A 20,883-nucleotide genomic window follows, 5' to 3' on the forward strand; every position below is an offset into this window, starting at 1 on the left:
GTACAGATAAGAAACGGAGTAGTTGGCTTCGACTAAACTTACGGCGAATAACGTCTTTGCCAGTGTGATTCCAACCGCATGAAAGCAGTGCTTGCCTAAATCGATACCTAAGATGTGAATGGTAGACATATGGTTCACCTCGTTCTGAGAGCCTACTCTAAGCGTAGGGCTTGAGAGTGAGGCGGACCATATAATTAGCCCCGTCCATGCGGGGCTCTATCAGGAATCGCTAAGTTTACTTCTTCAGATTCATTTCTGATTCTACAGCGTTGGTTTCGATGTCTGGGTTAGAAGACAGTTTGCCTGTTGCCCAGTCATTCATGTGTTTTAGAATAGCTTTTAACGCATGTTTTTCAGTCGGCGCTTCTGATGTTTCAACTTCAATTTTTTGCTTAGGGTGAGAACCCGTTGCGTCTTCAGCCACGTGCAACCAATCTGGGTGCCAGTAATAAGGTTGACCTGATGGTGTGCTCCATGCATGAACACCGTTGGTTTCGCCTTTGTATTGGATGTCGTTTTCGTTGTACTTAGTCATTATTATCGTCTCTCATAGTCATGAGTTGAGGTGTGCATCACCATTACTCTATAAATGTAACAGATGTCATCGAAAATAATGTGACAACTATCTATTAATCTTGTTGATAAATAATCGATTCCGCTGCACAGCTCTCATTCAGGTCAGTTAAAGTACTTTTTCTGATAGTAACCCTATTTAAATTAGGTGCTTAGCTCGGTTTACTGACCATTCAAATGCTTGATGATAGCCGCTTTAGCGTGTTCTTCAGTTGCCGTTTCACCAATTGGAACGTCTAAGTCCGCTTTTGGGTGGACTCCGAGTGCATCTTCTGCAATATGTAGCCAATCTGGATGCCAATAATATGGGTTACTTCCTTCTGGGTGATCCCAGCTATGAACGCCTTGGTGTACACCTCGGTATGAGAGGTCATCCATCGTAAACATTTTCATCATTTCCTCCCGTGTTGATTTTCATGCCTTTGAAAGTATGGAACATAAATTCTCATTTCGTATAGCGAATTGGTATCACTAAGATTGATTAATTACGTTACGACTTTGATAGTGGTGATATCGGATTGCGGGCGTGAAGTATGCTAAGGTGCCTCGGTAGTGATGAATGAGGGAAACATGAACCGATACCGCCAACTCGCTGAATTGTTCAAAATTCAAATTCAGCAAAATACATGGAGAGCAGGGGAGAAGCTCCCTTCAGTGCGTGTCACCAGCCGCAATCACAATGTTAGTGCAGGGACGGTCTTACAGGCGTATCAACTGCTAGAGGCGCAAGGTTGGGTGAGCGCTAAACCTCAGTCTGGCTATTTTGTTACGGCGGAACTGGAACGTTTAGAACCGAATGACCTAGATAAGAGTCTCTATCGCACTTCGGTAAACGATGAGTTGTATGAGTTCCTTAAACACCAGTCTGCGCCAGAGAGTATTAAGCTTGGATCGGCATTTCCTGATCCGACGTTGTTTCCTCTGGATGCGCTTAACCGCAACCTAGCCAGTTCAGGCCGCAAAATGGGGCCAGAGACACTACTTGATAATCTTCCTCCAGGCAGTGAATCGTTGCGCCGTTTAATTGCACAGCGTTATATTCAGCAGGGACTTGTGTTGAGTCATGACGATATTGTCATTACCTCTGGCGCGATGGAAGCGTTAAATTTGAGCCTTCAAGCAGTGACTCGACCTGGAGATACGGTTGTAATTGAAACTCCGACTTTCTATGGGGCACTTCAAGCGATCGAGCGATTGGGCTTAAACGCGATAACAGTCCGTGTGGATGCTAAGGATGGTCATTCGCTTGAGCAAATAGAGGCTGTGTTTGCCAATCATGATGTGCGTGCTTGTTGGCTAATGACCAATTTCCATAATCCGACCGGAACTTCCCTTAATGACTTGCAAAAGCAAGGCATCGTTGAGTTGGCAAATCGTTACGATGTGTATGTAGTAGAGGATGATGTTTATTCAGAGTTGTATTTTTCAGAGACGAAACCTGCGCCTTTAAAATCGTTTGATACTCAGGATCGAGTGCTGCATTGCGGTTCATTTTCGAAAAGCTTATGCCCTGGTTATCGGTTAGGTTGGGTAGTAAATAAACGCTTTAACGAGCCGATTCAAAAACTTCAACTCATGTCGACCTTGTCGGGCAGTGCTCCTATTCAACAAGGCGTGGCGCACTATCTGCAAAATGACAGCTATGACAATCATCTTAGAAAGCTGCGCAAAGAATTACAGTTACGCCAAACAAAGTTTGTGGCTTTAATAGATAGATACTTACCTAAATCCGTTGACTATTGTCTTCCTCAAGGCGGGTACTTCATGTGGCTTAAATTACCTCCAAGTTTGAATGGTAAGGCCGTTTACCAAGCTCTCATCACTGATAACGTGACGATGGCGTATGGCAAGCTTTTCTCTGTTGATGACCAGTATCAAGACTATCTAAGGCTGAACACCTCGCTGCCTGTTGATGAAAACCTAAAACAGGCTATATGCAAATTGGGTGACTTACTTCACTAAAGGAACTGTTTAACGTTTTTTTGGCCTAACTGTACTAAAGCGGTTTACCGGTCATGTGCTTCAATCGATTGTAGAGTAATTGCAATGTTGGAGTGACAATGAAAAAACAGTTGGTAAAACATGAAGTAAGATTGATAGCTGTTGCTATTTTTAGCGCATTTCTGTTGGTATTTGCGCACCTTATTTTGGCGAAGTCTTTCTCGCATATGGCTTGGACAGAGTACACCGCGGCCGTGATCCCTTTCATTATGTTTGGCTTATGTGTGTTGGGCGTTAAGTACGCAGAACATGCAGATAGAGAAGGGGATGGAGAGCAGTAAAATCATGAAAAATTTAGGAAGAGAGAATGAAGAGTGCATGGTTGCTTGCGTTATCTATGATCGCCTTTGGGTGCTCAGCGAAACAAGATGTAGAACCTAAGTCGGTTACCCTAGTCTATGATCACTCAAAATTGACTGCGGAGATACAAGCCGATAATCATTTCGAGGCTCATGTCGATAATGATAAAGAGCGTATCGATTTATCTGGCTTGGTACGGAAACTTCACCCTGACTACCAGTTAGATGTCTCGGTGATTAAGTCTAGTAAGACTCAGCATGCAACAAATCAAATTAGTACGTCATTGTTGATCAAACAAAAAGAGATTGAAAAACCTATTTTGATTGGTGGTGTTTATCAGCATACGGTGGTCAATGACGAGAACAACAACCCAACAGTGACAGAATCAGCCAGTGTGATGAGCGTTAAGTTGAATTTATAGTAGTTGGCAACGGAACCTATCTGTGAGATCCGCGACAAAATAAAAGACCTCCACAAGGGAGGTCTTTTTTAATTCTTTATCACTCAGCAGTGATTAGAAGTTCGCAGAGCGAGGTGTACGTGGGAACGGGATAACGTCACGTACGTTGCCCATACCAGTCACGTAAGAGACTAAACGCTCAAAGCCTAGACCAAAGCCAGCGTGTGGCACTGTGCCGTATTTACGCAGGTCGCGGTACCAGCTCATGTGCTCTGGGTCGATACCCACTTCACGCATGCGCTCGTCTAGGATGTCTAAACGTTCTTCACGCTGAGAACCACCGATGATCTCACCGATGCCCGGTGCTAGTACGTCCATTGCAGCTACCGTCTTACCGTCATCGTTAGCACGCATGTAGAATGCTTTGATGTCTTTCGGGTAGTTCTTCACGATTACTGGCGCTTTGAAGTGCTCTTCCGCAAGGAAACGCTCGTGCTCAGAAGACATATCGATACCCCATTCAACTGGGAATTCGAATTCACGACCTGAATCAAGAAGGATCTGGATTGCGTCAGTGTAGTCTACTTGTGCGAAGTCAGAAGAAACGAATTGCTCTAGACGAGTGATTGCTTCTTTGTCGATGCGTTGAGCAAAGAACTCAAGGTCATCACGACACTCAGCAAGAACCGCTTTGAACACGAATTTCAGCATGTCTTCAGCCAGTTTCGCTACGTCATCCAGTTCTGCGAACGCAACTTCAGGTTCAACCATCCAGAATTCCGCTAGGTGGCGGCTGGTGTTTGAGTTTTCAGCGCGGAAAGTTGGACCGAACGTGTAAACTTTACTTAGTGCACAAGCGTAAGCTTCTGCGTTTAGCTGGCCAGATACGGTTAGGAACGTCTCTTTACCGAAGAAGTCTTCGTTGTAGTCCACTTTACCAGCGTCAGTACGAGGTAGGTTTTCCATGTCTAGCGTAGATACGCGGAACATTTCACCAGCACCTTCTGCATCTGAAGCTGTGATCAACGGCGCAGATACCCAAAAGTAACCTTGCTCATGGTAGAAGCGGTGGATTGCTTGAGATAGGCAGTTACGTACACGTGCTACCGCACCGATTACGTTTGTGCGCGGACGTAGGTGCGCCACTTCACGTAGGTACTCGATAGAGTGACGAGTTTTTGCCATTGGGTAAGTGTCAGCATCTTCAACCCAACCAACTACTTTAACGTCAGTCGCGGCTAGTTCGAAGTCTTGGCCTTTCGCAGGAGAGGCAACAATCTTACCAGTTACTTCAACAGAGCAGCCAGTGGTTAGCTTAAGTACTTCGTCGTCGTAATTATTAAGATTATTAGGGACCACGGCCTGAATCGGGTCGAAACAAGAGCCGTCATAAATGGCAAGGAAAGAGATTCCAGCTTTGGAATCACGACGTGAACGGATCCAGCCACGAACAGTTACTTCACTGTCTACTGCTAGCTGACCTTTCAAAACGTCTGATACAGGCGCGTAAGTCATGTTTGAAATATTCTCCATTGAGGTAAAAATTCAACTCAACACTTACTACATTGCTTGCTTTAAACGGCTTTGTTTAAAAAACGAGCGAAGCGTTGAATTGGATAGAATTTTACAGATTCATCGGGACATATTACCTGTCAATTCGTCAGCTTCAACCTTTATATTCAATTTGGAGGGGAGAAATTTCTTATTTACTCGCCCTTTGTTCCTCAGACAGCGTAAATTGGTTAAGTAATAGCTCTAGACGTTCCGAAAGCTGCTCCAAATCAACGCTGATGTCACGTGTGTGAGATGCAGATTGCGAAGTTTCATTCGCGTGTCTTGTGATGGTGTCGACTTTCAACTGAATGTGTTTGCTCACCTCTGACGTAGTTTGTGTTTGATGTTGAATGTTTTCTGCATGTCTCAACACTTGATGCATTTCGTCTACTACATCGCGCATGGTTTCGGAGAGCGCTTCGACATCGACGGAACGCTGATGAGCAAACTGGCACACATTATCGACCGAAGTGAGCGACTCTTCACTACCTTGTTGAAATTGCACGATGATGCTTTCTATATTGCTGGTCGCTTGCGCTGTCCGAGAAGCAAGGTTACGGACTTCATCTGCGACAACCGCAAATCCACGGCCTTGGTCACCTGCACGAGCTGCTTCAATTGCGGCATTGAGAGCCAGTAGGTTGGTTTGTTCCGCAATACCTTTGATGACACCCAGGATGGATGATACTTCTGCGGTTTGTTGATTCAATGTTGTGATCTTCTCGCGCACCTTGTCGATATCGGTCACTAGGTTCTTGATGTCTTCACTTACATGGTGCGCTTGACCAGCACTGGCGGTTGCGACATCAACGGTATGGTTGACCAACGTTGTTGCATCAACGGTCGCTTGTTCTACGACACTTTGTTGTTGCAGCATGTCAGTGATATTGGTTTGCACTTCATTGGTTTCTACTTGCTGGTTGTCTGCCGCTTCATCGGTAGATTGAGCAACGTCGGTTAAGCGTCCGGCGGACCCCGCCAGTGAATGCGATGTTTCCTGAACTTTGTCCAAGCTTTGTGAGACCGTATCCATAAAGGAATTGATAGAATCCGATAACTGTCCAACTTCGTCTTTTTGCTTATGATCTAAACGTATGGATAGATCCTTGCTCGCACTGACATTCGACATAAAACGCGACGTCATTTGTATTGGCCTAACGATGATTCTACGAATCAATCCCATGGTAATTAAAAAGCCCACAAACGCGATAACTGACATGATACCCATCGCAAACATGGCTTGTTTATTGATAAGAGAATTCACATGGCTCATGTTGTATTCCAAGCGGATTGCACCTAATACTTCGCCTTCTGGGGCAATATGGCAAGACACACAATTCGTACCACGATAGTTTTCGCTTGATTTCATCGGCAGTGCAACTACCAAGCCTTTCCCCCAATCCGCACTGAAAGGCTCAATCACCAACTCACCGTTTAATGCTCTCTGGTCAATGTCATCTATCGGTTTTTGATTCGCATCGCCAGCGCCGTAAAATTTAGAGACTGCATCAGCACGAAGTACGCGCACTTGCTCTATGCCTTCTTGAGCGAGCGCTTTTTGTCGTAGGGTTTCTTTTTGCGACATCGTACCGGTGAGCATCATCATATTTAGGCTATCGAAGTAGTTGCTTGCCTTATCGTGTAGTTGTTCACTCAGCACGTCATTAATAAGTGTCTTTTGTTGAAAGTATTGATAGCCAGTCGATGCAGCTAACACGCAAGTGAAGACAACTATCAGTGCCAGTAACAGTTTGAAGGTAATCGTTGAGCGCATATTTTTATAAGTGTAATTGGAACGAATTCCACAATATTAAGGGCTTAGCGTGGTATGAGCGATGGATAGGGCGAATGAATGTGACCCTAAACAACGTAGGGTTATGTAAATGTGATGTAAGTAGGGTGTAATCAATGGATTGGCGCTGCGCCAATTTTTAGACGAAGGGGGGACCTAAATTTCAATTATTTTTTCTTGTTTAACCGGTTGTTAACCCGAGGTCGTGTAATCTCTTTTTTGTACTCTTAGAGTCGTCAAAGTAGGGAAGTTTGGGGTATGTATGACCCTACTTCATTTTCCTAACCATTTTTCTGGAATCTCCAGATTTGGCAATCTTCAAGATGCTTGGAGGTTGCCGTTTTTTATCAGTTAATCATTCTGAATCAGTGAATCGTTTTCCTCTTTCTCATGTTATTGATAAAGGTTGTCATTAAAGGGTGAATTCCTTAGTATTGCGTGTCTTTTTAAAGCCTGAGAATCAAGATGAAAACAGAATTATACAAAGAGTTTATGTTCGAAGCAGCACATCACCTGCCGCACGTACCGGAAGGTCACAAGTGTGGTCGTTTGCACGGACACTCTTTCTTAGTTCGTCTTTATGTAGAGGGTGAAGTTGACCCACATACAGGTTGGGTGATTGATTTTTCAGAAATCAAAGCGGCATTCAAACCAACTTACGACCGTTTGGATCATTACTACTTGAATGATATCGAAGGTCTAGAAAACCCAACAAGTGAAGTACTCGCGAAGTGGATTTGGCAAGAGCTTAAGCCAAGTTTGCCGCTACTGAGTAAAGTTGAGATCAAAGAAACTTGTACCGCAGGTTGTATCTACAAAGGCGAATAATTTCGTTCTGTACACAGACAATAAAGGCAAGCCAATCGGCTTGCCTTTTTCTTTTGTTAGCCTGAGATCAGAGACAAAAGAGGTCAGTACCCAATTCCGTTTCGTAGGGCGAATTGGACTAACTCAGAATGAGTTTCTAATTCCAGCATGTCCATCAACCGGTATTTGTGAGATTCAATAGTTCGTGGACTCAAATTAAGCGCTATCGCGATTTGTTTTGCAGACAAGCCGTTGGCTATGTGCCCGAGGACATCACATTGACGACGACTTAGTCTTAACATTTTGTTGTTCTCATTACTCGTCTTCATGTCTGGCTTGTGTAAGCTGCGATGCAACTTAGAGTGCTGCCAATAAGAAAGCCAAACTTGCGAAAGAAATGTGACTTGATTCAATTGGGCTTCATTCAAACCACAACGATTTTCGCCAAAAATAGTAAATGAAACGCCACCCCAGCGTTGACCAAACTGACTCAGTGGGATGGTGTAATGGCAACATGCGCCTTGTGCTGCCAGCATTCTTAGTAATGCCACATCACTACTTTCAAGCGAAGCTCGGTTGAAAATCTGAGTTTGTTCCGAGTTACCGATAAGACGAAGGTACCTCTCGGCGTCTTCTATGCCGACTTGCTCTGCTGTGACGACTTTATGTGGTGGACGTGCGACAGCAAGCGTTTTCCCTTGGTTGAAAAACAGCATTGAGTTGGGAAACATGGTCATTCGATCGATTTCGAACCAGTTCATGGCTTCCGTCATGAATTCGCGAAGTTTGACTTCGCACTTGTCTGCTTCAGAGGAGGTAAGTGATGTTGCTTGCCTCATCATAAGCGCTTCAAAAGTTTCAGCTTCTATTGTCTTACCTATCTCACTGTCCATTAAAACGACTCGTACGGAATGAATTTTATAAATGCAGTAATTTTACTCTACATTCTGACTATCAGATTTTGCAAAATGTCGGTGCTTTATTTCGAACTTCTTGGAATAACGCACATGCTTCCTATTTGGTGAATGGGTGGGGAAAGATCTATTCTAAACCTAAATATTACACCTTTATAGGCAGATACACAGACTTTAAGTATAGGTTTTTGGCGAGCAGCTGTTTCAAATTTGGCTAATTTTATCGCCATCCGAAGGGGTAACAATGAAAATGATGAAGCTTCGCTACCGTGCAGGGGCGTATGGTAAATGGGTTGAAGTAGTGGTATCTGCGTTTGTTGCAGAAGAGTTAGCAAAGGAGTACACCGGTTACGGCTGGCAAGCTGAAGTCTTAACGGTATGATTTTGGGAGGAAGGCAGGTGTGCTAATTACCCTGCCTTTACAACATAAATAACATCGATGCCTAATCTATCAGTTCAGAGAATGACGCAAGATCAGCGCTTTTCCACTCTCTTCATAAATTGTCTTTTGGGTGTTATCGAACCCTGCCGATTCAAACAATCTAATTCCAATGTCATTACTACTAGATACTGTCGCACACACAGAGCAGCTTTCAGTGTCAATCGCGTAGCCATAGATCATCAGTTTTTGTAGCGTTGCTTTTCCAATCCCTTGCTGTTGAAAGCGCTTATCGACCATAAGATAGCTTAAGCCCAATTCATGGCGTTTGGCGAAGGGAGCGTGTTGGGCGAAGGCTTTGTCTATCACTAAATATCCGACAATAAGATAGTCATGAAAGATGGTATAAAACACTTCTGACTTACTACGTTGCTGGTAAGCCTGTTCAAATGGCTTAAAAAATCCTTTTTGATCTTCTTGCACTTCCAGTTGCATCAAGCTGGCAAAATCTTTCAGCTTGGCAGGTTTAATGGCGATCATGGTCTGAATCTGTTCAGAGGCGGTAAACACAATACCGCCATTATAGTTGTGGACATTAAAAGGACGCAATCTGGTTCTGTGTGGATTTTGCTATTAAATAGAGGTCGCTAGCGACAAAGCGGATAATAAAAGCCTTGATGAATGTGCGCACCAAGTGTGGTTAGTAAATGGGCACATTCTGCGGTCTCCACACCTTCCACGATGACTGCACAGTGGTATGTGTGTCCCATCGCAATAAGCTGACGTAACGTCTCTACTTTTTTGTCGTCTTGCTTCAGGTTGATAACAAACAAACGGTCAATCTTGAGATAACTTGGCGTAATTTGACTGATGAGCTCGACATTGTTGTTACCAGTCCCGAAATCATCAATGCTGATTTTGCACCCGATGGCTTTGAGCTTGTTGATGTTATTGAAGATCTCCTGCGTGTAGTACATCGACGCATTTTCTGTGATTTCAATCGTCAGAAGTGAACAGTCCAATTGAGCCAATAAGCGATACAGGCGTGTGAAATTACGTTTCTCCAGTAGAGAAGGGCACACGTTGATACTCAGAGGAGCGAGTAAGGATTTTGATTTGCCATACACGAGCCTGATGACCAATAAGGTATGATTGATTAGAAATCCATTGGCGATTAATGACTCAATAAACTTTTGAGTGTTTTTAACCTTAAAGCGTGACAGGACTTCATAGTGGATATTCTGTCGATTTGATGTGTTGTGGATAGGTTCAAGTTTGAGATTGAACTGACGGATAGCCCAAAGGTAAGTGGCTAACGAGCGGAGTTTCTTATGTCTAAAGGCAAGCATTAGAATAAAGCTCAAAACAAGGATGCTACTAATAGGCCCTTTTACGTAATACACCTCTTTGTAACCGTTTTCGTTGACGTTATACAAGAACGATTGCCCGTTGGTATCGCCAATTTCTAGCGCTGTGCCAGTATTGGTACACACTTTCATGCCAGACAAAAACATGCGAGACATATGGCTCTCAAAGCTATTTGATACATTCACGTTTTTTACTCTGACGAGGACTTGTGCACCGTTAAATAAAAACGAATGGGTTGTGTAGCTTTCGTTGTTTAACCAGCTTTCTCTGTCTTTTTGGTTCACTGGGACCACTGCTTCTGGCGTGACTAGACAGCGAATGTTGTGCTTGTCGATCATCAATGCTGACTCGACTAATTGAACATTATCAAATAAGCCTTTTAATTGGTCTTCATGCCCAAAACAACTCTGTTGAGCGAGATCTTGTGCGAAGTTCATTGCATCATCAAAATAGTTTTGCTTAACAATCGTCCCGATGCTGTAAAAACAAATGGCAATATACAGCGCGATGGTAAAGCCAATAAAGCACAACAAATTCAGGTATAGCGCTCTACTACGTAAGCAAATAGCAGCGGCCATTCTTACGCTATGAACGGCTAGCTGGTGGATTCTCGCTTGTTGAAGAAGCCCATCTTTTTGTGCGTGTTGGCTATCGTATGGCACAAAATATCCCTTTCGGTGAATGTTTTCGATGAGAGACTTTTGGGTCTCTATATGATTCTTTGTTAGTTGCCTGAACTTTTTCCTTATGGACGCAACAGCGTTCTTAAATCCATTTTCCGGCAACATCAAGTGATGTTGCGCTGACAACTTCTTTTCGATTTTCCTCTGGCTAATAGGCGCGTTTAAGCTCCCAAAAGCGGCAATGGTGCTAAGGATTAAGTATTCGATTCTGCTTACGGGAATAGAAGAGTGGATGGAGTTATTGAGCTGTAATGAAAGTTCTTTTTCGGACAAGCAAACGCAGATTTGGTTTCCAAGTTCAAACCTAATCATGTGTTAAAGCGCTCCAGGATTAATTTTTGAATACGTTATCAATATTGAGATAGCAGGTATGTGACCTTCTACGGGCATATCCTAAACTTCTGGATATAGTGACAATTTTAGATTTTTTTATAAAGCTCAATCCAGAGAGATTTTACATGGGGAAAAATCTTTAGGCGAAAAAAAGCCCGAGCGAGTTGCTCGGGCTTCTGATGGGAGGGGTTGGGAGATTAGCAGATAACTTTTACTGCTAGGCCGCCTTGAGATGTCTCACGGTATTTTGCGTTCATGTCTTTACCTGTCTCTAGCATAGTTTCGATAACCTTATCTAGAGAAACTGTCGGTGCAGATGAGCGACGCAGTGCCATACGAGTTGAGTTGATCGCTTTTACTGCCGCGATACCGTTACGCTCGATACACGGAACCTGTACCTGACCAGCAACTGGGTCACACGTTAGACCTAGGTTGTGCTCCATTGCGATTTCTGCAGCCATACATACTTGCTCAGGGCTACCACCCATAAGCTCAGCAAGGCCTGCTGCTGCCATAGAACATGCAACGCCAACTTCGCCCTGACAGCCAACTTCTGCGCCAGAGATAGACGCGTTGCGTTTGTAAAGACCACCGATCGCGCCAGAAGCGGCGAAGTAACGGATGTAATCTTTTTCAGTCACGGTTTGGATGAACTTGTCGTAGTAAGCCAGTACCGCAGGGATGATGCCACATGCGCCGTTTGTTGGTGCTGTCACAACACGACCACCTGCTGCGTTCTCTTCGTTTACTGCGAAAGCGAACATGTTTACCCAGTCAACAACCGACATTGGATCGTTTGTTGTTTTTTCAGAAGTAAGCAGTTGCTGACGAAGTGCTGCTGCACGACGAGGTACGCGTAGTGGACCAGGCAGAATACCTTCTTCGTTCATACCACGATCCATACATTCGCGCATGGTGCGCCAGATGTTCGCGAAGTAAGTACGAGTCTCTTCATCAGAGTGCAGAGAGTGTTCGTTTTTCATCACAAGTGCACTAATAGAAAGACCACTTTCTTTACACTGGTTAACGAGCTCTTCTGCTGTTGTGTATTCGTAAGGAACCTTGATTGGGTTCTCAATCTCTTTACCGAAGTTTTCTTCATCAACGATGAAGCCGCCACCGATAGAGTAGTACGTCTTTGAGTACACTTTTTCGTCTTCGATCCACGCGTGGATCTGCATGCCGTTTTCATGTAGCTCAAGGTTAGTAGTATGGAAGTTCATACCACCGTCTTTCGGGAACGATACTGTGTGACAGTGCATGCCAACAGGAAGGCGTTCAGTTTCTTCTACTCGAGCGATGAAGCCCGGAATAGAGTCGATATCAACTTTCTCAGGGGAGTTGCCAGCAAGACCCATGATGATGGCGATATCCGTGTGGTGACCTTTCCCTGTCAGTGATAGTGAACCATAAACGTCAACGGTGATTTTAGTGATGTCGCGCAGTTTTCCCATCGCACGGAGGTCATCAATAAACTCTTTACCCGCTTTCATTGGACCTACAGTATGTGAGCTTGAAGGACCAACACCGATCTTATAGATATCAAAAACACTAATCATATCGATTACCTCAGAACAAAGCCTCCCAAGGGGAGTTGGGAGGCTTTTTATTATCGTTATATTCTTGGATTAATCATGCTTTATAAAAGAGCAGTGATTAAAGAGCGCCGTAGATTACAGAACTAATTGCCGCAAGACCACAGATTGCTGTGAAAATCTGTACAGGTGCTGAAGTTTTGTACTTCGCCATTGCTGGCACTTTCTGCATCGCGAATACAGGCATCAAGAATAGGATAGCTGCAATCATTGGTGCACCCATCGTTTCAATCATGCCTAGGATGCTTGGGTTAACGATAGCAACAATCCAAGTCGTCACAACGATGAAGATAAGAGACGCTTTTTCAATCTTGCTCTTAGGAGATTCAGAGCGAGACTTGATTAGACCTACTAGACCTTCGTGAGCACCTAAGAAGTGACCGAAGTAGCTAGAAGTGATTGCTGCGAATGCAACCAATGGGCCCATGTAAGAGATCAGTGGTGATTCGTGAACGTTCGCTAGGTAAGAAAGAACTGAGATGTTTTGCTCTTGCGCAGTTGCTAGTTGCTCTGGAGATAGAGAAAGCACTACAGAGAATACGAAGAACATTACAAAGCCCATCAGCATCATCGCTGCGCCGCCAGTGATAGAGTCAGTCTTCTTAACTGCGTCATCACCGTACACACGACGTTGTTCTTTAGAGAACTGAGAGATGATTGGGCTGTGGTTGAATGAGAATACGATGATTGGAATTGCTAGCCAAACGATTGAAGGCATTTCGCCCCAGTTTGGAGACACTTCCATCATTGATGTATTCCAATCAGGAATTAGGTAGAAAGACAGTGCTAGTAGGATGAATACTAGAGGGTAAACCATTGCTGATGTTGCTTTCAGCATTAGCTCTTTACCGAATACTACACCCGCAGTCATCGCAGCGATTAACGCGCCAGAAAGTAGCCAGCGAGGAATAGATTCCATACCCATTTGGTTAACTAGGAAAGAGTCAACCGTGTTTGTGATACCAACACCGTAGATAAGTACGATAGGGTAGATAGCGAAGAAGTATGCAAAAGTAATAAGGTTTGCGCCTGTCTTACCGAAGTGCTCTTCTACTGTGTCAGTGATATCAGCTTCAGGGTTTTTCGCAGAAAGTACGAAACGAGCGAGAGATTTGTGTGCGAACCAAGTCATTGGTGCCGCGATTAGAGCAAGGATAACTAATGGCCAGAAACCGCCAGCACCTGCTTTAATTGGAAGGAAAAGTACACCTGCACCTACTGCTGTACCAAATAGGGACAAACACCAGGTGAAGTCTTTGTAAGAAAACTTACTAGACGATTGTGCGGTTGAAGCCGCAGTAGTAGTTGTATTCATTTTTGAGTTACTCATTTTGGGAACAGGAAATAAGTCGGGAGCAATTTTGCAAGATTTTGCACTAGGAAAATTAGATCTAAATCATGTATTGCTCGAGCTTATTGAATGATATGTCAAAAACCTGCTTTTTATCACGAAAATGGCGTGCTACACGTGATAATTGCTAATGAGTGAAATTAGAAAAACTTATCTGAAGCGGTTGTTGTATAAATTTTTCTCACCGCAAGCGTTTGCCTTATAAAAATCAAATTAAACTAATGTGAATTGATGTTTGAAAAATAACTTTTTATTAATATAGATGCACATGATGTTTGGTTTTAAAGTCAACTTAATATTGATAAAGCAGTTACTTAGAAATGATGTGTTTTTGCATGGATTCGATGATCTGTGCGGTCATTCCCCAAATAAAATGCTGCTGATATGGGATGGCAAAGACGCGATGACTAGTGTTTCTTAGGTTGAATTTTGAACTGTACAGCTTTTCAGGGTTTAAAATATGATTGGCTGGGACTTCAAAAACTGAGGCAACTTCGTTGGGGTCAATTTGCGTTGTGTAGTCTGGAGAAATGAAGGCCAAAAACGGTGTCACATTAAATTGGCTAATCGTTGGCAGCTTTGGCAGCTGACCAAATACCTTTATATGCTTTTCATGAATACCAATTTCTTCTTCGGCTTCTCGCAGTGCCGTATTCACAAGAGTGTGATCCTCCGTCTCATATTTTCCCCCTGGGAAGCTAATTTGGCCAGGGTGGTGTCGTAAATGTTCGGCTCGCTTGGTCAAAATCACTTGCATCCCTTCTTTTCTCTCAACAAAGCCAATTAACACCGCGGCATCACGAAGTGAGGTGTCTTTCAAATGTGCTAATCGCCCCAAAGACTCGTGGTGATAGCCTGTCGGTAAATGGAATTGGAAGTTTTGCAACAATGTCGTTTTATCAATGACCAAATCGGAGTCCTTAAGAAGTCAGCTGACGAATGGATTCGTATTATATTAATTTGAAACTTATAGCGTTATACACCATTCTTTATTTTAAGACGTCACTATAAGGTTAGCTGAATACGATGAAAGGAATCATTTTCACGGAGTTCATGGAGTTAGTGGAAGAGAAGTTTGGTCTTGAGGTTCTCGATCAGGTTTTGGATTTATCTAACGACGAAGGTATTTACACCTCGGTAGGCAGTTATGACCATCGAGACCTTGTTAAGTTGATCGTTAATCTCAGTAAAGTGTCTGATATCCCCCCAGAAACGCTTCAAGAAGTGTTTGGTGAATGTGTTTTCCAGAGCTTACTCAAATCAATTCCGAATTATGCCAGTTTGCAGCAATGCAGTACGACGTTTCAATTCGTACGTCATGTAGAGGATTTCATTCACGTGGAAGTGAAAAAGCTATATCCCGATGCAAATCCCCCGCAGTTTGACTTTATTAGTGAGGCTGAGTCTGAAATGGTGTTTGATTATAGAAGCGCACGTTGCATGGCGCATGTATGTGTGGGCTTGATTCAAGGCTGCGCGAACCACTTTAATGAAACGATAAAAATTAAACATCAGAATCAATCGGAAGATGGAAGCCAAGTGCGTTTTTGGCTGGAGGCTCAATAACCAAATATGACGGGAAATTCCTTATTAGAAAGGAAACTCAAACGAGAGATCGCGTCGCGTAAAGCGGCTGAATTACTGTTAGAGCAAAAGAGTTTAGAACTGTATGAATCTAACCAACAGTTAAGTGTGGCGCTAAAAAAGCTCGAGATGAAGTCAGAGAAAGATCTGCTCAAATTCGAGTTCGAAGAGCAAATCGATGCTACCTTGATTAGGTTCGGACGTACTTTCCTTTCTAGCACCTTCGATGAAACCATGATTGCCAGTTTCTTGGAACAGCTGACATCAAACTCTGTTGTGTCGGGGGCTTACCTGTATTTGGAAGCTGAGCGTTTAAGCTCATTACGTCGGCATCAATTTGGACACTTGGCGTTAGCGCATGATGCGCCTATCGCCAATAAACCGCGTTGGAACGGGAATGCTCTCTATCTCCCAATTACAATAGACGCCAACATTCTTGGTGAGTTGATCTTTTCTGTTGCGCTTGATCAAGTCGATCAGGAGTTTATTTCTAAGCAAATGGTGTTGGTTTCAGACTTGGTTCATGGCGTTATTAGCCGTCACTTGAGCCTAGAACGAGAGGTTGAGCTGCGTAAGCGTGCCGAAGCTTCCGAGAAGGCGACCAAAGAGTTCGTTGCCATGATCAACCACGAGCTGAGAACGCCGCTAAATGGTGTGCTCGGCAGTGCCGATCTGCTGAGTAAGACCGCCCTTGGGGATGAGCAACAACAGTACCTGAGTAATCTTACGCATTCTGGGGACCTACTTAGAGTCATCATCAACGACTTGCTCGACTTCAGTAAGATGAACGCTGGGATGATGGAAATCATCGATAAAGTTTTTGCTTGGAAAGCGCTAGAGGATGCATTAACTGGCGTATTTGCGGCTAAAGCTGCCGAGAAGCGCATTCATTTCTCTATTGATAAAAAGCTCGGGATACCTGAGTTTTTGGTCGGAGATTTTGAGCGGATTACCCAGATCTTGGTTAACCTAATCGGTAATGCGATTAAGTTTACTCAACTAGGAGGTGTAGTGCTGCGTGTCGAATGGAACAATGGCTTTGCACATTTTGAAATAGAAGACACCGGCATTGGTATTCCGCTAGAAGCACAACAAGCGTTGTTTGATCCTTTTGTTCAAGCTGACCGCTCTACAAAGCGCAGTTTTGAAGGGGCAGGTTTAGGTTTGGCGATTTGTAAGAACCTTGTCGATCTGATGAAAGGGCAGATCAGCTTTGTCAGCGAGCCACGCAAAGGGACAACGTTCCAAGTCGTGGTACCGCTTAAACGAGGAGAAGCGCCCGCAAATTTAGCCGGGTCGGAGGCAACCGGTCGACAAATTGAGTTGGCAGGAAGAAACATCTTAGTTGTAGATGATATTCGAATGAATCAGGTCATCGTCACTCAAATGCTTAAAAAACTCGATATCACACCCGATCTAAAAAATAACGGCTTGGAGGCGTTGGAGGCTGTTAAAAACAAAGACTACGAATTGATATTCATGGATTGTCGAATGCCAGAGATGGATGGGTATGAAGCCACGGTTCACCTAAGAGAGGATGGCTTTAACAATCCCATTATTGCACTCACAGCGGGGACGACGTTAGAAGAAAGGAAAAAGTGCATCGAATCTGGTATGGATGACATCCTTACCAAGCCCTACACCGCGGCAGATATCGAACAAGTGATGTGTAAGTGGCTCAAAGAATAGCGCTAGTAGAATAAAAACAAACGGCTCTGTAAGAACAACAGAGCCGTTTTTAGTTTAGTTTCTTCCACGTTAACTTTTACTTTAGCGCTGGTAGAATTTTCGAAAGCTTGTCTAAGGTTTCTTGATATTCCGAGGCACAATCACTGTCAGCCACCACACCGCCGCCAGCCCATGCATACAGTTTGTTGTTTTCTGCAACGAGCGTTCGAATAGTGATGCTGGTATCCATACGACCATGGCGTGAGATATAACCAATACTGCCACAGTAAGCGCTGCGACGATGCGGTTCTAGTTCTTCAATGATTTGCATCGCACGGACTTTAGGTGCTCCGGTGATTGAACCGCCTGGGAAGCAAGCTCGAAGCAAATCCGCCGCGGAATATTGCGGATCTAGATTGGCTCGAATGGTACTCACCAAATGGTGAACGGCAGGGAAGCTCTCAATATCAAACAACTTTGGCACATGGACACTACCTGGAGAAGCAACACGCCCAATGTCATTACGCAGCAAGTCCACAATCATCAAGTTTTCTGCCTGATCTTTCTCTGCGGTTTGTAAATCTTGCGCATTGGCTTGGTCTTGAAGGGTATCCGCACCGCGTGGTCGAGTGCCTTTGATTGGTTTGGTCTCGATAACGTTGTCTTTCAGTTCCAAGAATCGTTCAGGAGAAATACTCAACAGCGTAGATTTTGGCATACGAATAAATGCTGAGAAGGGCGCCTGGTTTGCCGCTTCCAGCTTTAAATACGCTTGCCACTCGCTTCCTTGATAAGGAGCATTAAAGCGCTGCGCCAAGTTGATTTGGTAACAGTCACCGCTTAACAGATATTCTTGTACGCTATCAAAGCGTGTCGCGTAAGACGCTTGAGTCATGTTGGATTGCCAGTCACCTTCTAGCTGAAAGCCTTCTGCCGTGCCAGGTACTTGTTCGTTCAGCCATTGCCATGCGGCTTGCGTGTTTTGGCCAACAAGGATCGCGGTCTTCAACTTATGATCGACAACCAAAGCCCATTCATACAGACCAACTGCCATATCTGGTGTTTGTAGATCTTTGGCGGCGAACTCCGGCATAGATTCGACTCTACGGCCTAAATCGTAACTGAAGTAGCCAAGTGCACCGCCTACAAACGGCAGATCCCACTCTGCACCCAACTCAAGGTTTGGCAAAAGCTGTTTTTGAAGCTCGTCTAACAGCGAAAATGGGTCATCTTGAGAGGCGTACTCTTGCGTGTCTGTTTTGATTTGCGTATCGCCAGCGACTGTCTCTAGCGTTGCGATTGGGTTGGCCACCAACACATCAAATCGGCTGTCGATATGGGTCTCAGAAGCGGAGCGTAAAAGCATCGCCCAAGGTTGGTGTTCGATACGAGAAAATAGGGAAATGGTGAGGTCGTCGGCGTAATCCAATGCCTTAAAATCAAGCAATTGCGTATCCATGTTGTTCATTTGTTTAAATTGTGACAAAGAGTTCGTTCACTGCATGGCATGTCATGGGCTGCAAGAGTATCATAAACGCCACTATACCCAAATAATCTCTAGATACATGATTCAGCGAGAATGATTTGGTTCGCATACGCGACGACGATTCGTATGTTTTAGTGGGTCTAAATCAAGAATCGTCAACACTGTATCCGAGTCAAAGCAACTCGCCCTTCGGGAGCAAGCCACTGCTTTAAGAGGGCTTAGCGTTTGAACTTTCGTAAGTGTTTTACAACGATTCACTTACTGAGTTCTCTAAGTGGCGCCGCTATGAACTTGTATATGGGGGTTATTTGGGTATAGCGCCAAACTACCTCTATACAAGGGTTTGAGGTGGTTTTACTATATGGAAGGCGACTTCATTTAATCGTGTGTCGATATCAGCCGTTCGACAATTTGTTCACATAAAACGAAGCTCATTTAGAGCAATAAGCTCAACAAACACGAAAGAAGCCAGCCAATAATGGAAGCAAAGCATAACAATAATGAGGCATGCAATGACGGTAATACGCACGCAGGATGTCATCAGCAGTGTTGCTGATGCGCTACAGTATATTTCTTACTACCACCCGCTAGACTTTGTTCAAGCCCTTGAAAAAGCCTACCATCGAGAAGAGAGCCAAGCCGCGAAAGACGCGATTGCGCAAATCTTAATTAACTCCCGTATGTCTGCTGAAGGTCACCGACCGATCTGTCAAGACACCGGCATCGTCACCTGTTTTGTGAACATCGGTATGGGCGTCCAATGGGACTCAACCGACATGACAGTACAGCAAATGGTGGATGAGGGCGTTCGACAGGGGTACACAAATCCGGATAACCCATTGCGTGCTTCGGTTCTGATGGACCCAGCAGGTAAGCGAATCAATACCAAAGACAACACGCCAGCCGTTGTGCACATCAACATGGTGCCAGGCGATAAAGTTGAAATTCAAATCGCGGCGAAAGGCGGCGGCTCTGAAAACAAAACCAAGATGGTGATGCTAAACCCATCTGACGACATTGCAGAATGGGTAGAGAAAACCCTACCAGCAATGGGTGCAGGTTGGTGTCCACCGGGCATGCTCGGCATTGGTATCGGCGGTACCGCTGAAAAAGCTGCGGTATTGGCAAAAGAATCTCTGATGGGGCACGTCGATATTCAAGACTTGATTGACCGTGGCCCTCAAAACGCAGAAGAAGAGCTTCGCCTTGATATCTTCAATCGCGTAAACAAGTTGGGTATTGGTGCACAAGGCCTTGGTGGTTTGACTACTGTTGTTGATGTAAAAATCAAAACTGCGCCAACGCACGCGGCTTCAAAACCAGTGTGTTTGATCCCGAACTGTGCAGCAACACGCCACGTTCACTTCACGCTTGATGGCAATGGCCCAGCAGAGCTAACGCCACCGAAGCTAGAAGATTGGCCAGACATTACTTGGGAAGCGGGCGCAAATACACGTCGTGTTAATTTAGATACAGTAACCAAAGAAGAGGTCCAAGAGTGGAAGACTGGTGAAACGGTTCTTCTGTCAGGCAAAATCTTGACCGGTCGTGATGCTGCGCATAAACGCATTCAAGGCATGCTAGAAAGTGGCGAAGGCCTACCTGCTGGTGTTGATTTCAAAGGCAAGTTCATTTACTACGTTGGCCCGGTCGATGCCGTCGGTGATGAGGCAGTAGGTCCTGCAGGCCCAACAACCTCAACGCGTATGGATAAGTTCACCGACATGATGTTAGAAGAAACCGGCATCATGGGGATGATTGGTAAAGCGGAACGTGGCCCTGCGACGGTTGAGTCGATCAAGAACCACAAAGCGGTATACCTCATGGCCGTTGGCGGCGCAGCATACCTTGTCGCGAAAGCAATCAAGAAAGCTCGCGTGGTAGCATTCGAAGACCTAGGTATGGAAGCGATTTACGAGTTTGAAGTCGAAGATATGCCTGTAACGGTTGCCGTCGATTCTAATGGTACGAACGCTCACCAGATCGGTCCTGACACTTGGAAAGTGAAAATCCAAGAGATGGAAGCGTAAGAGACTGGGTCATCATTCGAACGTCTCAATTGGGAGAATGTGACAAAGTGCTGATTTACCTAGCA

The 20,883-nt window shown here is 44.5% G+C and carries 19 protein-coding genes; 8 read left to right on the forward strand and 11 right to left on the reverse strand.

Annotation, left to right across the window (positions count from 1 at the left end; all coding sequences use genetic code 11):
* Window positions 1-235: 235 nt before the first annotated feature.
* Entirely contained in the window at window positions 236-535 is a 300-nt protein-coding gene (locus BCT11_RS00695) for a hypothetical protein (RefSeq protein WP_038873539.1), read from the reverse strand.
* A gap of 200 nt (window positions 536-735) precedes the next feature.
* Entirely contained in the window at window positions 736-966 is a 231-nt protein-coding gene (locus BCT11_RS00700) for a hypothetical protein (RefSeq protein WP_038873536.1), read from the reverse strand.
* A 177-nt stretch (window positions 967-1,143) separates the two neighbouring features.
* Here BCT11_RS00700 and BCT11_RS00705 point away from each other — a divergent pair, with 177 nt between their 5' ends.
* From BCT11_RS00705 to BCT11_RS00715, 3 genes are all read left to right on the forward strand, one after another.
* Window positions 1,144-2,535 carry a PLP-dependent aminotransferase family protein gene (locus BCT11_RS00705; protein WP_102386851.1) on the forward strand — a complete coding sequence of 464 codons (1,392 nt, stop codon included), beginning with the start codon at window positions 1,144-1,146 and terminating at the stop codon, window positions 2,533-2,535.
* Window positions 2,536-2,633: 98 nt separating this feature from the next.
* Window positions 2,634-2,855 carry a hypothetical protein gene (locus BCT11_RS00710; protein ID WP_038873530.1) on the forward strand — a complete coding sequence of 74 codons (222 nt, stop codon included), beginning with the start codon at window positions 2,634-2,636 and terminating at the stop codon, window positions 2,853-2,855.
* Between the two features lie 26 nt (window positions 2,856-2,881).
* On the forward strand, window positions 2,882-3,295 hold the full coding sequence (locus BCT11_RS00715; RefSeq protein ID WP_045398146.1) for a hypothetical protein: 414 nt from the start codon (window positions 2,882-2,884) through the stop codon (window positions 3,293-3,295).
* Between the two features lie 93 nt (window positions 3,296-3,388).
* On the opposite strand, the gene asnS is transcribed toward BCT11_RS00715, so the two are convergent.
* Window positions 3,389-4,789 carry an asparagine--tRNA ligase gene (asnS, locus tag BCT11_RS00720; RefSeq protein WP_038882455.1) on the reverse strand — a complete coding sequence of 467 codons (1,401 nt, stop codon included), beginning with the start codon at window positions 4,787-4,789 and terminating at the stop codon, window positions 3,389-3,391.
* Between the two features lie 187 nt (window positions 4,790-4,976).
* A complete protein-coding gene (locus BCT11_RS00725; protein ID WP_042602314.1) occupies window positions 4,977-6,602 on the reverse strand; it encodes a methyl-accepting chemotaxis protein in 1,626 nt (541 codons plus the stop codon).
* 483 nt (window positions 6,603-7,085) lie between these two features.
* Here BCT11_RS00725 and queD point away from each other — a divergent pair, with 483 nt between their 5' ends.
* Window positions 7,086-7,448: a 6-carboxytetrahydropterin synthase QueD gene (gene queD, locus BCT11_RS00730; protein ID WP_038873519.1), complete on the forward strand. Its 363-nt coding sequence runs from the start codon at window positions 7,086-7,088 to the stop codon at window positions 7,446-7,448.
* A gap of 83 nt (window positions 7,449-7,531) precedes the next feature.
* On the opposite strand, the gene BCT11_RS00735 is transcribed toward queD, so the two are convergent.
* A complete protein-coding gene (locus BCT11_RS00735) occupies window positions 7,532-8,320 on the reverse strand; it encodes a LuxR C-terminal-related transcriptional regulator (protein WP_038882453.1) in 789 nt (262 codons plus the stop codon).
* 265 nt (window positions 8,321-8,585) lie between these two features.
* Here BCT11_RS00735 and BCT11_RS28080 point away from each other — a divergent pair, with 265 nt between their 5' ends.
* Window positions 8,586-8,723 carry a hypothetical protein gene (locus tag BCT11_RS28080; protein WP_181137859.1) on the forward strand — a complete coding sequence of 46 codons (138 nt, stop codon included), beginning with the start codon at window positions 8,586-8,588 and terminating at the stop codon, window positions 8,721-8,723.
* A gap of 69 nt (window positions 8,724-8,792) precedes the next feature.
* Here the strand turns inward: BCT11_RS28080 and BCT11_RS00740 are convergent, their stop codons facing one another.
* The 5 genes from BCT11_RS00740 to BCT11_RS00760 all read right to left on the reverse strand — a co-directional run bounded on the left by BCT11_RS00740 (window position 8,793) and on the right by BCT11_RS00760 (window position 14,960).
* Window positions 8,793-9,260, reverse strand: coding sequence for a GNAT family N-acetyltransferase (locus tag BCT11_RS00740; protein ID WP_042605921.1), 468 nt, complete (start codon window positions 9,258-9,260; stop codon window positions 8,793-8,795).
* 107 nt (window positions 9,261-9,367) lie between these two features.
* Window positions 9,368-11,083: an EAL domain-containing protein gene (locus BCT11_RS00745; protein ID WP_102386852.1), complete on the reverse strand. Its 1,716-nt coding sequence runs from the start codon at window positions 11,081-11,083 to the stop codon at window positions 9,368-9,370.
* 218 nt (window positions 11,084-11,301) lie between these two features.
* Window positions 11,302-12,663 carry an L-serine ammonia-lyase gene (locus BCT11_RS00750; RefSeq protein ID WP_038866452.1) on the reverse strand — a complete coding sequence of 454 codons (1,362 nt, stop codon included), beginning with the start codon at window positions 12,661-12,663 and terminating at the stop codon, window positions 11,302-11,304.
* A gap of 97 nt (window positions 12,664-12,760) precedes the next feature.
* Window positions 12,761-14,014, reverse strand: a complete 1,254-nt coding sequence (locus BCT11_RS00755; protein WP_045407198.1) for an aromatic amino acid transport family protein — start codon at window positions 14,012-14,014, stop codon at window positions 12,761-12,763.
* A 346-nt stretch (window positions 14,015-14,360) separates the two neighbouring features.
* Complete coding sequence (locus BCT11_RS00760) at window positions 14,361-14,960, reverse strand: CoA pyrophosphatase (RefSeq protein ID WP_054757283.1); 600 nt, start codon at window positions 14,958-14,960, stop codon at window positions 14,361-14,363.
* Between the two features lie 116 nt (window positions 14,961-15,076).
* On the opposite strand from BCT11_RS00760, the gene BCT11_RS00765 reads away from it, so the two are divergent.
* Entirely contained in the window at window positions 15,077-15,616 is a 540-nt protein-coding gene (locus BCT11_RS00765; RefSeq protein ID WP_039973765.1) for a heme NO-binding domain-containing protein, read from the forward strand.
* Between the two features lie 6 nt (window positions 15,617-15,622).
* Window positions 15,623-17,323: an ATP-binding protein gene (locus tag BCT11_RS00770; protein ID WP_102386853.1), complete on the forward strand. Its 1,701-nt coding sequence runs from the start codon at window positions 15,623-15,625 to the stop codon at window positions 17,321-17,323.
* Window positions 17,324-17,399: 76 nt separating this feature from the next.
* Here the strand turns inward: BCT11_RS00770 and pabB are convergent, their stop codons facing one another.
* Window positions 17,400-18,761 (reverse strand): aminodeoxychorismate synthase component I, encoded by a 1,362-nt coding sequence (gene pabB / locus BCT11_RS00775; protein ID WP_102386854.1) that lies wholly within the window; start codon window positions 18,759-18,761, stop codon window positions 17,400-17,402.
* Window positions 18,762-19,300: 539 nt separating this feature from the next.
* Between pabB and BCT11_RS00780 the strand changes: the two genes are divergently transcribed.
* A complete protein-coding gene (locus BCT11_RS00780; protein ID WP_038881943.1) occupies window positions 19,301-20,818 on the forward strand; it encodes a fumarate hydratase in 1,518 nt (505 codons plus the stop codon).
* Window positions 20,819-20,883 lie beyond the last annotated feature (65 nt).

The sequence above is a fragment of the Vibrio sp. 10N.222.52.B12 genome (assembly GCF_002875385.1).
Taxonomy (GTDB): Bacteria; Pseudomonadota; Gammaproteobacteria; order Enterobacterales; family Vibrionaceae; genus Vibrio; species Vibrio jasicida.